The sequence below is a fragment of the Ancylobacter crimeensis genome, from assembly GCF_023016805.1.
Classification (GTDB): Bacteria; Pseudomonadota; Alphaproteobacteria; order Rhizobiales; family Xanthobacteraceae; genus Ancylobacter; species Ancylobacter crimeensis.
Genome location: NZ_JALKCH010000013.1, coordinates 24,387 through 37,796, shown reverse-complemented (window position 1 = coordinate 37,796; position 13,410 = coordinate 24,387). Strand labels below are relative to the sequence as shown.

Sequence of the window (13,410 nt, the reverse complement as noted above, 5' to 3'; positions counted from 1 at the left end):
CACGCCCATGAACGACAGTACAGCATCTCTCACCCTGCACAACCTGCGCTACCCCGATGGGGGCACGATAAGAGCGGCGAGACACCCCGTTCACGGGCGCCTCATGATGGCGCACGATGTGCTGAAGGCGATTGGCTATGAGCCAAAACCACCGCACGGAACGCGGCCTGTCCTTGCAGGCTTGCGCGTGTCGGACGCGAACAGGGTGACACTGCGGCGAGAGGACTTCGATACCGCAGGCAAGAAGGCAGTCCCGACCTTCGATAGGGCGGCCTTCCTCACCCACGCGGGCTTGAAGGAAATAGCGGCGAACGCTGCGGAAAAGCGGGTGAAGACCTTCGGGCCGTGGATGGCGGATGTCATGGAGAACGGCGCCCCCGCGAAGGGACAAGCGAAGACGGCGGTACGGGGCCCTGTCGCAGCCACGGAAGCGGCTTCCATCGTACCGACCGCCACAGGCGCAGTCACCGAACGAACGCTTACCTACGGCCTTCCTAAGCCACCGGAGGGCTATCCTTGGGACGACGCCTAGCCACGCACCTTCGAGAGCGGCGGCATGATGAGCCGAGGGTGCTTGATACGGACCTCGCGGAGAGGCTCGGGATGTCTCGGGCGAGGGACATCCGAAAGGACATCATCGGCCCAAACGCCGTTGAGCTTGAAGGGTTTGGGGTTTTGCGGGCAGCGCCCGCTAAATCAGCCGACGCTCTCGGACGAGGCCGCCCCGGCACCGCCTATTACCTCAACGAGGAACAAGCCCTCCTCGTCTGCCTCCTCTCGCGAACCCCCAAGGCCAAGCAGGTCCGCGCCGAGGTCATCCGCGTGTTCACCGCTTGGCGCCGCGGGCGGCTGGTAGAGGCGCCTCTCCGGGGGATGCGCAGGGCTGTGGATGGAAGGACGACCTTGACAATGCGCGCCCCTCCCGTAGGTCGGCGGACAGGCAAATCAGGCAGGCGCGCGCGATGGTGAAGGCGATAGAGGCCGTGCGGAAAGCCGCAGCGGAGGCCAAGGGCGGCGATGTCGGCCCCTTCACGGTGAAGCTGGAAGACATCAGGCGCGACCCTGTTTATCAGATACGCGGTGCACTGGATGCGGGCAACGTGACCAAGCTGGCAGGCCTCTACAAGGCAGGCACGGTGGTCGCGCCTATCACGATTGCTTTCGTGGGCGAGGAGACGGTGCCGGTCATCATAGACGGGCACCACCGCTTCAGGGCGATTGAGCGTATCGGGGGCGACACGGTGCAGGCGAGCGCCGTGACCCTGTCGCGCGCAGAGGCGCAGTGGCGGGCGGCGAAGGCGAACGACGTGCACGGCCTTCCGCTGAAGCCCAAGGAGCGGCGAAAGATGTTCCGGGCGTTCATCAGGACGCGGCAGCACGTTGCCAAGGGTGGCCACAGAAGGGACGGAACGTCAGCGGCAGGGGACTTCCTGTCCTATGCCGAGATAGCCGCGCAGGTCGGAGCGCCGAAGACGACAGTGCTGCGATGGATGCAGCTAGATTTTCCTAGGACAGCGGCCAAGATGGGGGGCCACGATGGTTTCATCGGAGAGGGCGGCTCGATCACGGGCAAGGCGGAAAGGGTCCCCGAAGTGGAGCCGTTCTGTGTGACCCTATCTGCTTTGAAGGACCGCTTCGAGGACGCTTCGGAGTACGCGGTGAGGGACGAAATGCTGAAACTCATGGCGAGCATGCTGGACGCGCTCAAGGCCCAGCATGAGACGGACGGGGAGTTTTCAGAGCATTGGGATAAGCGGGCGGAAGACGGCGGTGCGATGCCTTTCTAGCAACGGCAACGGTTTGTGCGGTGTTGTCGGTCCAATGGACCAGTTACAGACGACAGCGACACGCTGCAAACTCTTTGTTTTCAACGTGTCTGAGAAGCCCAGCGAGGGGCTTCATTTTTTTCCATAACACCAGAGGGCGCAGGCTCAAGCAGCTATTCAAGGTGGAAGCGCGGATATTGCGACACGACCAGAGCCTTGGCTTTCAGCGTCACATCTCCGTAGTCGTCGCCTGCGGTGCGGCTTGCGTGCCCCTCAATGGCATCCAGCACGCGCGGGTTCAAGCCAAGCTCCCGGCCGATGGTCTTGCGTGCGTGCCGCCAACCATGATTGGGCTTCACGTCCTGCCCGATGATGCCGAGGCCGCGTATCCACTCAACGAGCTGCTGGGCGACCTGCTTGGATGGGTGAACCTTGCTCTTGCGCTCCCCAGCGGCGAAGAATAGCGGCCCGGTCTCGGCGGTTTCCACGAAGCGGAGGAAACCTTCGGCCACGACATGCTCATGCAAGGGCACGTCCCGGTATTGACCAGTCTTCACCGACCCCGCGTCAGGCGTGATACGCATGTACCAGATACCATCGTCCTGCCGAATGTCCTCCTTGCGGAGTTGCGTGATTTCGGAGACGCGCGCGCCGGAGTAAGCACATAACCACGGCGCCCAACGCTTGGCGGCGGCGGTTTGCAGGTACTCACGGTCAGACTTCCGGTAGTCCCGTGCAGCCTTGAGCACGGCGGCCGCCTCGGCCTTTGTCAGGCCCTTCTCTCGCGCCTGCGGCTTCTCCGTGAGGCGCACTTTGACACCCTTCGCGGGGCTCTCAGAGAGCTTGGCGTTATCTACTGCCCACGCGAAGACGGCCCGGAGAGCGGCGATTTCCGTGTCGCGCACGGTCTTAGGCGCACGGGTCTCTAGCCTCTGGTCTTTCCAGCGGATGACATCTTCCTTCGTCACGCGCTGCGCATCATCGTGTCCGAGGGTTTCGATGAAGGCGCGAAGGACAGGCATCCAACGGCGCTCAGCTTCGCCCCCACGACCGGACGCTTGAAGTTCCCGCAGATAGCCCTGAAAGAGGCCCATGAGGGGGACGGTTGTTTCCTGCCGCGTGGCCCCAACGTCCCCCGTCGCAGTCCATTCTGGAAAGCGCCCCTCATCGGGGTCAGGACCGTAGTCGCCTTGGGCGCGGCGCTTCAACAAGCGAGCGGACTGAACAAAAGCCTTGTCCGTCTCCGCTATCAAACGTGCATGGGTGGCTTCATCAACAGCCAAGCCTTCCCGCAGCAACTCCGCATCGACCTCTGACGCAAACCACTTCACCGCGCCACCGGCCTGTAGACGCTCACCCGCCAGCTTTTCCAACCGCTCCCATATACTTGCCGGCCCCGGCTCATCGCTCATACCCGCGACCCACGCACGATAGACGCGGCCAGCGAGAGCAACGATTTGTTTTTGAGTCAGAACTGTAACGCCTGACCGGAGCGACTTGAAACGGGCGGTCCACTCCGCATCTAGTGGCGCGGCCAGTTCCTTGGCGGTATCAGGGTCTCGTGTCGCTAGGCTGTGAGTGATTTCGCGCTTGCCAACGCGGAGCCGCAGATCAACAGGGACACCCTTGCGGAACCAGAAAATACCAGTCTTCGGATGGCGGAAGGGACGGACCATGCGCAGAGCCATTTGTAGCACCATTTTGTAGCAATGGCGCCAGAAAAAGCATAGAGATATCAGTAAACTATTGGAATTCCTAAGGAAATTATGGTGCTGCGAGAGAGGATTGAACTCTCGACCTCTCCCTTACCAAGGGAGTGCTCTACCACTGAGCTACCGCAGCGCCGGGGGGGAACGTGGCGACGTCCCCGAAGCGGGGCGACGTTTGCCACAGAGGATCGCACCGCGCAAGCGTCTCGCGCAGAAAGCTGCTGGCTATCCCCGTATCCTGTGCATCGATGGCGGGTTTCGTCCATCCTCCACGGCTCACTCCGATCCACACGGAAACGCCGCGATCGTCTCAAGGCTTGCTGCCGCTGGGGTGCGGGCCTATTCCACCATCGCGACACTGCGCGAACTCGGGATCCTCCCATGTCCATGGACGATGACCAGACCGCCCGCGAGAAGGCCGAGCGACTCGCTGCCGCGCTGCGGGAAAACCTGAGGCGGCGCAAAGCGCAAGCACGTGGACGGGCGGCAGCGCCGGCTTCGTCTCCCGATGATACCGGTGAAGCCGCCGACAGCCCATCCGGCATGCCCCGGGAGCAGGGTTGAACGTCACGCGCGTTGTCTCGATCCCGAACACGCGATAGACGATCAGCAGAGACGAGCTGCCGCACCCAAGGTGCCGCGGCGGGCCCCGGTGGGGCCTTCCACCCTTTTTTTTTCAGGAGGTACCCACCCCGATGGACCGTATTCGCATCGTCGGCGGGAATCCGCTCAATGGCACCATTCCGATCTCCGGTGCGAAGAATGCCGCGCTGCCGCTGATGATCGCCGGCCTGCTCACCGAGGAGAAGCTGGTCCTCGAAAATGTGCCCCGCCTCGCCGATGTCGCGCAGCTGCAGCGCATCCTCGGCAATCACGGCATCGACATCACGGTGAACGGCAAACGGCGCGGCGACGATGCCTATGCCGGCCAGACCATGGAAATCGATGCCCGTGTCATCGTCGATACCACCGCGCCCTATGAACTCGTTTCCAAGATGCGGGCAAGCTTCTGGGTCATCGCTCCCCTGCTCGCGCGCATGGGCGAGGCGAAGGTTTCGCTGCCCGGCGGATGCGCCATCGGCACGCGGCCGGTCGATTTCCATCTCGATGCGCTGCGCGCACTCGGGGCCGAGATCGAGATTGACGGCGGCTATGTGCTGGCGCGCGCGCCGAAAGGGCTTGTCGGGGCACAGATCGTGTTCCCGAAGGTGTCGGTCGGCGCCACCCACACCGCCATCATGGCCGCCAGCCTCGCCAAGGGCGACACGGTGATCAAGAACGCGGCCCGCGAACCGGAGATCGTCGACCTCGCCGACTGCATCAACGCGATGGGCGGGCGCATCGAGGGACAGGGCACCGAAACCATCCGCATCACCGGCGTCCCCCGGCTCAGGGGCGCGCGCCACACCGTGCTGCCGGACCGCATCGAGACCGGCACCTATGCGATGGCGGTGGCTATGACCGGTGGCGAGGTCATGCTCTCCGGCGCACGGGGCGACCTGCTCGAATCGGCACTCGATACCCTGCGGGGTGCCGGTGCCGAAATCACCGTCTCCAATGAAGGCCTGAAGGTGAAGCGCAACGGCGCGGGCATTGCGCCGGTCGAGGTCACGACCGAGCCGTTCCCCGGCTTCCCGACCGACCTGCAGGCGCAGCTCATGGCGCTGACCACCCGGGCCAAGGGCACCTCGACGATCACCGAGACGATCTTCGAGAACCGCTTCATGCATGTGCAGGAGCTAGCCCGCCTCGGCGCCAGCATCCATCTCGACGGCCAGGTTGCGACGATCGAAGGGGTGGAGCGGCTGAAGGGCGCGCCGGTCATGGCGACGGATCTGCGGGCCTCCGTCTCACTTGTCATCGGTGCGCTGGCGGCAGAGGGTGAGAGCATGATCCACCGGGTCTATCATCTCGACCGCGGCTTCGAACGGCTGGAGGAGAAGCTCTCAGCCTGCGGCGCCGAGATCGAGCGCATCGCCGGATAAGGATGCGGCGGGCGCTGTTCACGCCCCTTGCGGCAAGCGCCTTGCGACGCCATCTGCGACCTGAAACACGGCGAAGATGCAAGTTGAGGCAAGACGATCATGAGCAGCCTGAAGCTGATCGCGCTCGACGGCGAGGATCTGGCGATCCTGTCGGCGCATCTGCAGGATGCCGTCGTCCGGGTAGGCGACATGGTGTTCCTGCAGCGCGAGCACCGTTTCGCGTTGCTGGCCAATCGCTTCGACTGGGAAGCGGCGGTCAAGGCCGAGGCGACCGCTGGCGGTTTTCCCGCCCCTGTCCAGATGGCGGGCGCCACGCCGGTGGCAGTGGGCTTTGCAGCCACCCCGGGTCATCCTGCGAGGGCAGCGGCCATCGGTGCGCCACCCTGTATGCGCCGTCGCTCGGGAATGCATTTCGAGCGTGTGATCAGCGCTCGCCTGCGCGGGATCGATCTCAGCCGCAAGGACGCCGTCCTGAACCTTCTCGCGGTTTCCTTCGAGGAGACGGATGCTCCCTCCGGGGTGGTGACCTTGCTGTTCTCCGGCGGCGGTGAGGTCGAACTTACCGTCGAATGCCTGGAGGTCGGCCTTCAGGATCTTGGTCCGGCTTGGGATGCCAAGGGTACGCCCTGCCACGACGCCATGGCCTGAGGCGACCGCCCCCTCGCTTCCTCACCTGCCGGTACCCGGCCTGCGGCGCCTGTGCTCTTGTGTTCCGTCGCCCCGGTTGCGATAGGTCGGCATCGCATTGCCGACCGCCTTGCAGGAACACACCATGCCGCTCCGTCTCGATACGCGCTCACCCGACTTTCCCGAACAGTTCCGCATTTTCCTGGCCACCAAGCGGGAGGTGTCTCAGGATGTCGCCGAAGCGGTCGCCGCGATCGTCGAGGATGTGCGCACCCGCGGCGATGCGGCGCTGATCGAGCTTTCGAAGCGCTTTGACCGTATCGACCTCGCTGCGTCCGGTATTCGCGTGGATCGTTCCGAAATCGCCGCGGCGCTCAAGGCTGCCGAGCCGGAGATCGTGGCGGCCCTGCGCCTCGCCCATGACCGTATCCATGCCTATCACAGCCGCCAATTGCCGCGGAGCGAGCGCTATACCGACGAGATCGGCGTCGAACTGGGTCATCGCTGGACGCCGGTGGACGCCGTCGGCCTCTATGTGCCGGGCGGCACCGCCGCCTATCCATCTTCGGTGCTGATGAACGCAGTGCCTGCGAAGGTCGCGGGCGTGAAGCGCCTCGCCATGGTGGTGCCTGCTCCCGACGGCGTGCTGAACCCGCTGGTCCTCGCCGCGGCTGAACTTGCCGGTGTAGACGAGATCTATCGCATCGGCGGCGCGCAGGCGGTTGCAGCCCTGGCTTATGGAACGCAGACCATTCCCCCCGTCGCCAAGATCGTCGGCCCCGGCAATGCCTACGTCGCCGCGGCAAAGCGGCATGTGTTCGGGACGGTCGGCATCGACATGGTTGCCGGCCCCTCCGAGGTGCTTGTGGTGGCTGACGGCGAGCAGAATCCCGACTGGATCGCCGCCGATCTTCTCGCGCAGGCCGAGCACGACACCGCCGCCCAGTCCATCCTGATGACGGACGACGATGCGCTCGCGGAAGCCGTGATCGCCGCCGTCGAACGGCAGCTCGCAACCCTTCCGCGCTGCGAGATCGCCGGGACGAGCTGGCGCGATTACGGCGCGGTGATCCGCCTCGCCTCGCTCGAGGAGGCACCGGCGCTGGTCGATCGCGTGGCGCCGGAGCATCTGGAGATCATGGCTGCGGACGCCGAAGGCCTTGCCGAACGCATCCACCACGCCGGCGCGATCTTTCTCGGCGGACATACGCCGGAAGCGATCGGCGACTATGTCGGCGGTTCGAACCATGTGCTGCCGACCGCCCGCTCGGCTCGCTTCTCATCCGGCCTCAACGTGCTGGATTTCATGAAGCGGACCTCCTTCCTGAAATGCGGCCCCGAGCAGCTGCGCGCGCTCGGACCGGCGGCTGTGACCATCGGCACGGCGGAAGGGCTCGGCGCGCACGCACGCTCGGTGGCGATCCGTCTCAATCTCTGAGGGCAGCCGATGGCGCAGGAGGCTGATCGCGAGACCGATCCCCATGCCGAGACGCGCCGCCTGGTGGCGGTGCGGCTGGACAAGGCGTCGATCGGCGCCGCCTCGCGCGACATCGAGCACGAGCGCGCCATCGCCATCCACGACCTGATCGAGGAGAACGCGTTCTTCCCGCTCGGCGACCCCGATCCCGGCCCCTACGACCTGCTGGTCAGCCTCGCCGACAACCGCCTTGTCCTCGATATCGCACGGCAGGACGGAGAACCGGTCGTGTCGCACCATCTTTCGCTCAGCCCGCTGCGCAAGGCGGTGAAGGACTATTTCTTCATGTGCGAAACCTATTACGAGGCGATCCGCACGGCGAGCCGCGCCCAGATCGAGGCGCTCGACATGGGCAGGCGCGGGCTTCACAACGAAGGGGCGGAACTTCTGCGCGAGCGGCTGAAGGAGAAAATCGCGCTGGATTTCCACACCTCCCGCCGCTTGTTCACCCTGATCTGCGCTCTGCACTGGAAGGGGTGAGATGAGCGCACCCGCCACCGCGCCCATCCGTGAACTCCCGCGCACGGCGCGACCGCAATCCGTGCTCTTCATGTGCGGCCAGAATTGCGTGCGCTCGCCCATGGCTGCTGCCCTGGCGCGCCATCTGTTCGGCCGTTCGCTCTATGTCGGGTCTGCAGGCGTGATGAAAGGCGAGGTCGACCCTTTCGTCGCCGCGACACTGGACGAGATCGGCCTCGACAACCGCCGCCATCGTCCCCAGACACTGGAAGAACTGGAGGAGAATGAAGGCCTGGCCTTCGATCTCGTCATCACCCTCTCGCCGGATGCGCATCACCGTGCGATCGAGTTGACCCGCACCAACGCGATCGACATCGAATACTGGCCCACGGCCGATCCAACCCTCGTTTCCGGCAATCGTGAACAACGTCTTGACGCCTATCGCGCCGTGCGCGACGAACTGGAAATGCGCATCCGCACCCGCTTCCGCGCCTGAGAGCCACTGTCCGCTTCGCACCTCGGGACGTTCACAGGATGGCGGCTTTCAAGTAGCGTGCGCCCCCGCGCTGCGGCGCCCACCAGATCGTGAGGAGATCCGCGACGTGAACGGTCGCCCGAAACTCGTGCTGGCCTCCGGGTCTCCGCGCCGGCTGGCCCTGCTGGGCCAGATCGGCATAGAGCCCGACGCCCTTCTGCCGGCTGATATCGACGAGACCCCGGAGCGCGGCGAACTGCCCCGGCACCTGGCGCTCCGCCTCGCCGAAGGCAAGGCGAGCGTCGCCCGCGCCCGCGCCGAAAGGGCCGGCACCTATGCCGATGCCTATCTGCTCTCGGCCGATACCGTGGTGTCGGTGGGTCGTCGAATCCTGCCCAAGCCCGACATTTCCGACGAGGCCGCGGATTGCCTGCGCCTTCTGTCGGGACGCGCCCACCGGGTCCACACCGGCATAGCGCTGGTGACCCCGAAGGGCGCCCTACGCACGCGCGTGGTCGAAACCCGCGTCCGCTTCAAGCGTCTCTCGCATCAGGACATCGAAGCCTACCTCGCCTCGACCGAATGGCGCGGCAAGGCGGGCGGCTATGCGATCCAGGGCATCGCCGGCCTGTTCGTGGTGAAGCTGATCGGCTCCTACACCAATGTCGTCGGCCTGCCGCTCGCCGAGACGGCGGCGCTGCTGGGCGGAGAAGGCTATCCTCTGCATGCCGGCTGGAGCGCAGCGGCATGAGCGCGGACAAGCCGGAAGACGCCCGCAAAGGCCCGGGCAAGGCAAAACGCGAGGCGGCGGGGAGCGACAGGCTTACCGGCGGCACCTGTCCGATCTGCGGCAAGCCGGCGACCGAGCAATACCGCCCCTTCTGCTCCAGCCGCTGCGCCGATGTCGATCTCAATCGCTGGCTCAACGGGGTCTATGCGATCCCCGGCTCGCCGGAGGAAGACGAGGACGGCGACCCCACGCTCGCCCCCAAGGGACCGCAGGAGCGGTAGGGGCACCCGAACAACCTGCGCCTTCGGCAAACATGAACGGGTGCCGTCCTGTCATTCCGGCGGGGATTTCCACAGGCGAGGATATGGACACGCTCAAAACGAGCCACTATAACCCGCCTCGCTTCAGCGGTTCACCGAACCGCCCGGCGCCCAGGTAGCTCAGTTGGTAGAGCATGCGACTGAAAATCGCAGTGTCGGCGGTTCGACTCCGTCCCTGGGCACCATTTTGAAGCCCACAGCAGCCTACCAAAGCTCCCAATCCCAGCCTTTGCGCGCCTAACCTACCAAACAGATTCCCTGCGACGGCCGGCACAGCACTTTCCTGCGCCGGGACAGGTGGTCATGCTGCCGCGGTCCCTCTACGAGCCGGGCATCTCGGTCATATGCTCAAGGACCCAGCCGCTCGTGCGTCCTACGCAGGACAAATCCCGTCTCCAACCATCCACCCAGCATCTCGGCTGAATTTTCAGCGGCGACGGCCCCTGGCACTGCGTTTTCGCCCGAACTGGCGGAAGGTCATTCGGGCGAGCGGCCGGACCGAGAGCGGATCTCCTCCCCCTTATCACCGCCAGCCGAGGGCCGGCGCGACATGGGTGAGGATGGCCTCGATGACATGGGCGTTGTAGGCGACGCCGAGCTGGTTCGGCACGGTGAGCAGCAGCGTGTCAGCCTCGGCGATGGCCTCGTCCTTACGCAGCTCTTCCACCAGCTTGTCGGGCTCGGCGGCATAGCTCCGGCCGAAGATCGCGCGGGTATTGGCGTCGATGTAGCCGACCTTGTCCTCGCGCTCGTTGTCCCGGCCGAAATAGGCGCGGTCCCGGTCGTCCACCAGCGCGAAGATACTGCGACTCACCGAAACGCGCGGCTCTCGGCTGTGGCCGGCTTCCTTCCAGGCGGCGCGGAAGGCGCGGATCTGCTTTGCCTGCTGGATGTGGAAGGCTTCGCCGGTCTCGTCGTCCTTGAGGGTCGAGCTCTGGAGGTTCATGCCGCGCTGCGCGGCCCACACCGCGGTGGCGTCCGAGCCCGCACCCCACCAGATGCGCTCGCGCAGACCCGGCGCATGAGGCTCCAGCGGCAGCAGGCCCGGCGGATTGGGGAACATGGGCTGCGGGTTGGGCTCGGCGAATCCGTCACCCTTCAGCACCTGCAGAAATACCTCCGCATGGCGGCGCCCCATGTCGGCATCGCTCTGGCCCTCGGGCGGGGCATAGCCGAAATAGCGCCAGCCATCGATCACCTGCTCCGGCGAGCCACGGCTGATGCCGAGCTGGAGACGTCCCTCCGCAATGAGATCGGCCGCGCCGGCATCTTCGGCCATGTAGAGCGGGTTCTCGTAGCGCATGTCGATGACGGCGGTGCCGATCTCGATGTTCTTCGTCCGCGCGCCAACGGCGGCCAGCAGCGGAAAAGGCGAGGCGAGCTGCCGGGCGAAGTGGTGTACCCGGAAATAGGCGCCATCCGCCCCCAGCTCCTCCGCCGCGACAGCGAGGTCGATGGATTGCAGCAGCGCGTCCGCAGCGGACTGCGTTCCGGAATGCGGCGACGGATTCCAGTGACCAAAGGACAGAAAGCCGATCTTCTTCATGATTCGGAACACCCTGTGCGAGGCGGAACGAACGCAGCGACACCAGACATGGGTGCTCTGCGGCGAGCGGCAAGCTCGTCAATAGAGCCACAAGCCGATCAATAGACCGGCGCCGCCACCGGCGAACCGCCCGCGCGCGCCAGCACCTCCATCCGCACGCCGTAGATGTCTTCCAGACGGTCCGGCGTCACCAGTTCCGACGGCGTGCCGCGGGCGATCAGCCGGCCGCCCTTCAACGCGAGAAGCTCGTCGCAGAACCGCGCCGCCATGTTGATGTCGTGCAGCACCGCCACCACGCTGAGCCTGCGCTGCTGGCTCAACCGATGAACGAGAGCAAGCACCTCGATCTGGTGGGCGATGTCGAGCGCGGAGGTCGGCTCGTCGAGAAGCAGGCATTCGGCGTCCTGCGCGACCAGCATGGCCAGCCAGCAGCGCTGCCGCTCGCCGCCCGACAGCGTGTCGACGAAACGGTCGGCGAAGGGGGCTATGCCGGTGAGCTCGATCGCCTCCTCGACCTTGCGGCGGTCGATGTCGGAGAAGCGGCCGAGCGCGCCGTGCCACGGATAGCGGCCGAGCGCCACCAGCTCGCGCACCAGAAGGCCCGAAGCCGGAGGCGTGGCTTGCGGCAGATAGGCGAGCTTGCGGGCGAAGCCGCGGTCGCTCCATGTGTCGAGCGGGCCGCCGGCGAACCGGACCGTGCCGCCGGACGCAGGTTGCTGACGGGCGAGGATCTTCAAAAGGGTCGACTTACCCGAGCCATTGTGACCGATCAGCCCGATGAAGCGTCCCGACTCGAGCGTGAGCGTGAGCGGATGCAGCAGCATGCGACCCTGCACCGCGAAGGACACGGCGTCGAGATCGAACAGCGGGCCTTTCACCGGCGCCGGCGACGTCGCAGCGAGCGATGCGATCGGGGATGTCACCTGCACGTCCCTTTCCGGAGGCGAACCATTGTGATCCCTTGCGTACGATGATCGCTGTGTGGACGTCAAATCCTGCAAGTCATGCGACGTCGACTGTCAGCATTCCCGCCGCACCAGCCTCCTTTCAATCATTCGAAAAAATGCATCTTGCGCGTGTCGACCTGTCGAGGATTGCTTCAATCCCATGCAAGCGCGCCACCGTTCTGGTATTCGATCACGCGCGTCTCAAAGAAGTTCTTTTCCTTCTTCAGGTCCATCGCCTCGCTCATCCACGGGAATGGGCTCTCGGCTTCCGCGAACACCGGCGCGAGGCCGAGCTGGGCGCAGCGGCGATTGGCGATGACGTGCATATATTGCTCGCACAACGCCGCATTCAGCCCCAGCAGGCCACGCGGCATGGTATCCCGCCCATAGGCGGCTTCCAGCTCGGCCGCATCCTTCAGCATGCCGCGCACCTCCTCCTGAAAGGCTCGGCTCCACAGATCGGGGTTTTCGATCTTGATCTGGTTGATGACGTCGATACCGAAATTCAGGTGAATGCTCTCGTCGCGCAGGATGTACTGGTACTGCTCGGCGATGCCGACCATCTTGTTGCGCCGGCCGAGCGAAAGGATCTGCGCGAAGCCGGTGTAGAACCACACGCCCTCGAACACGACGTAGAAGGCCACGAGGTCGCGCAGGAACTGCTGGTCCGCCTCCGGCGTGCCGGTGCGGAAGGCGGGATCGTCGAGGCTCTGCGTATGTCGGAGCGCCCACGCCGCCTTTTCAGTGATGGAGGGCACCTCGCGATACATGTTGAAAAGCTCGCCCTCGTCGAGGCCAAGGCTTTCCACGATGTACTGGAAGGTATGGGTGTGCACCGCCTCCTCGAAGGACTGGCGCAGCAGATATTGCCGGCATTCCGGGTTGGTGAGGTGGCGATAGATGGCGAGCACGATGTTGTTCGCCACGAGCGATTCCGAGGCGGCGAAGAAGCCGAGATTGCGCTTCACCATTCGCCGCTCGTCCTCGGTGAGCCCGTCTGGCGCCTTCCACAGCGCGATATCGGCCTGCATCGACACCTCGGTCGGCATCCAATGATTGTTGCAGGCCGCGAGATACTTCTCCCACGCCCAGCGGTACTTCAGCGGCAGAAGCTGATTCACGTCGGCGCGGGCGTTGATCATGCGCTTTTCGTCGACCGTGACGCGGGACGCACCGCGCTTTATCGCACCCAGGCCGGTGCCGTCTCCGATATTCGCAAGTGCGGGCGGGAGGGCGGTGGGGCGGTTGGTGTCGGACCAGTCGAGCATGGTGGACTCCGTCTGAGATCATGGACGGTCATGCCGCCCGCCGTGACGGCGGGCGCGCCGTAGTGACCGGGGCCGGCAGGAGCCGGCGGTGAACAAGAGAG

14 protein-coding genes and 2 tRNA genes are annotated in these 13,410 nt (G+C 65.1%); 11 read left to right on the top strand and 5 right to left on the bottom strand.

The genetic code is table 11. From position 1 onward, the window contains the following. The first annotated feature begins 7 nt into the window (after positions 1-7). Both MWN34_RS17245 and MWN34_RS17240 read left to right on the top strand, forming a co-directional pair. Positions 8-532: a hypothetical protein gene (locus tag MWN34_RS17245; RefSeq protein ID WP_247030543.1), complete on the top strand. Its 525-nt coding sequence runs from the start codon at positions 8-10 to the stop codon at positions 530-532. A gap of 430 nt (positions 533-962) precedes the next feature. Then, positions 963-1,787, top strand: coding sequence for a ParB N-terminal domain-containing protein (locus tag MWN34_RS17240; RefSeq protein ID WP_247030542.1), 825 nt, complete (start codon positions 963-965; stop codon positions 1,785-1,787). A gap of 152 nt (positions 1,788-1,939) precedes the next feature. Here the strand turns inward: MWN34_RS17240 and MWN34_RS17235 are convergent, their stop codons facing one another. Beyond that, positions 1,940-3,454 (bottom strand): DUF6538 domain-containing protein, encoded by a 1,515-nt coding sequence (locus MWN34_RS17235; protein WP_247030541.1) that lies wholly within the window; start codon positions 3,452-3,454, stop codon positions 1,940-1,942. 79 nt (positions 3,455-3,533) lie between these two features. Further along, positions 3,534-3,608, bottom strand: a tRNA-Thr gene (locus MWN34_RS17230). A gap of 248 nt (positions 3,609-3,856) precedes the next feature. On the opposite strand from MWN34_RS17230, the gene MWN34_RS17225 reads away from it, so the two are divergent. From MWN34_RS17225 to MWN34_RS17185, 9 genes are all read left to right on the top strand, one after another. Next, complete coding sequence (locus MWN34_RS17225) at positions 3,857-4,039, top strand: hypothetical protein (RefSeq protein ID WP_247030540.1); 183 nt, start codon at positions 3,857-3,859, stop codon at positions 4,037-4,039. A 131-nt stretch (positions 4,040-4,170) separates the two neighbouring features. Then, positions 4,171-5,460: a UDP-N-acetylglucosamine 1-carboxyvinyltransferase gene (gene murA, locus MWN34_RS17220; RefSeq protein ID WP_247030539.1), complete on the top strand. Its 1,290-nt coding sequence runs from the start codon at positions 4,171-4,173 to the stop codon at positions 5,458-5,460. A 99-nt stretch (positions 5,461-5,559) separates the two neighbouring features. Next, entirely contained in the window at positions 5,560-6,108 is a 549-nt protein-coding gene (locus tag MWN34_RS17215) for a DUF2948 family protein (RefSeq protein ID WP_247030538.1), read from the top strand. A gap of 124 nt (positions 6,109-6,232) precedes the next feature. Continuing rightward, positions 6,233-7,525, top strand: coding sequence for a histidinol dehydrogenase (gene hisD / locus MWN34_RS17210; RefSeq protein WP_247030537.1), 1,293 nt, complete (start codon positions 6,233-6,235; stop codon positions 7,523-7,525). A 9-nt stretch (positions 7,526-7,534) separates the two neighbouring features. Then, positions 7,535-8,044, top strand: coding sequence for a UPF0262 family protein (locus tag MWN34_RS17205; protein ID WP_247030536.1), 510 nt, complete (start codon positions 7,535-7,537; stop codon positions 8,042-8,044). A gap of 1 nt (position 8,045) precedes the next feature. After that, positions 8,046-8,519, top strand: coding sequence for an arsenate-mycothiol transferase ArsC (locus MWN34_RS17200; protein WP_247030535.1), 474 nt, complete (start codon positions 8,046-8,048; stop codon positions 8,517-8,519). A gap of 106 nt (positions 8,520-8,625) precedes the next feature. Further along, the gene (locus MWN34_RS17195) at positions 8,626-9,249 is read left to right on the top strand and encodes a Maf-like protein (protein ID WP_247030534.1); all 624 of its coding nucleotides are present in this window, start codon (positions 8,626-8,628) and stop codon (positions 9,247-9,249) included. Further along, a complete protein-coding gene (gene yacG / locus MWN34_RS19815; protein ID WP_281503073.1) occupies positions 9,246-9,509 on the top strand; it encodes a DNA gyrase inhibitor YacG in 264 nt (87 codons plus the stop codon). The genes MWN34_RS17195 and yacG overlap by 4 nt, the downstream gene beginning before the upstream one ends. 148 nt (positions 9,510-9,657) lie before the next feature. Continuing rightward, positions 9,658-9,733, top strand: a tRNA-Phe gene (locus tag MWN34_RS17185). A gap of 338 nt (positions 9,734-10,071) precedes the next feature. Here the strand turns inward: MWN34_RS17185 and MWN34_RS17180 are convergent. The 3 genes from MWN34_RS17180 to MWN34_RS17170 form a co-directional block, all read right to left on the bottom strand. Then, positions 10,072-11,094, bottom strand: a complete 1,023-nt coding sequence (locus MWN34_RS17180) for an LLM class flavin-dependent oxidoreductase (protein ID WP_247030533.1) — start codon at positions 11,092-11,094, stop codon at positions 10,072-10,074. 98 nt (positions 11,095-11,192) lie between these two features. After that, positions 11,193-11,918 carry an ATP-binding cassette domain-containing protein gene (locus tag MWN34_RS17175; RefSeq protein ID WP_247030604.1) on the bottom strand — a complete coding sequence of 242 codons (726 nt, stop codon included), beginning with the start codon at positions 11,916-11,918 and terminating at the stop codon, positions 11,193-11,195. Positions 11,919-12,193: 275 nt separating this feature from the next. Then, the gene (locus tag MWN34_RS17170) at positions 12,194-13,309 is read right to left on the bottom strand and encodes a ribonucleotide-diphosphate reductase subunit beta (protein ID WP_247030532.1); all 1,116 of its coding nucleotides are present in this window, start codon (positions 13,307-13,309) and stop codon (positions 12,194-12,196) included. Positions 13,310-13,410: the final 101 nt, after the last annotated feature.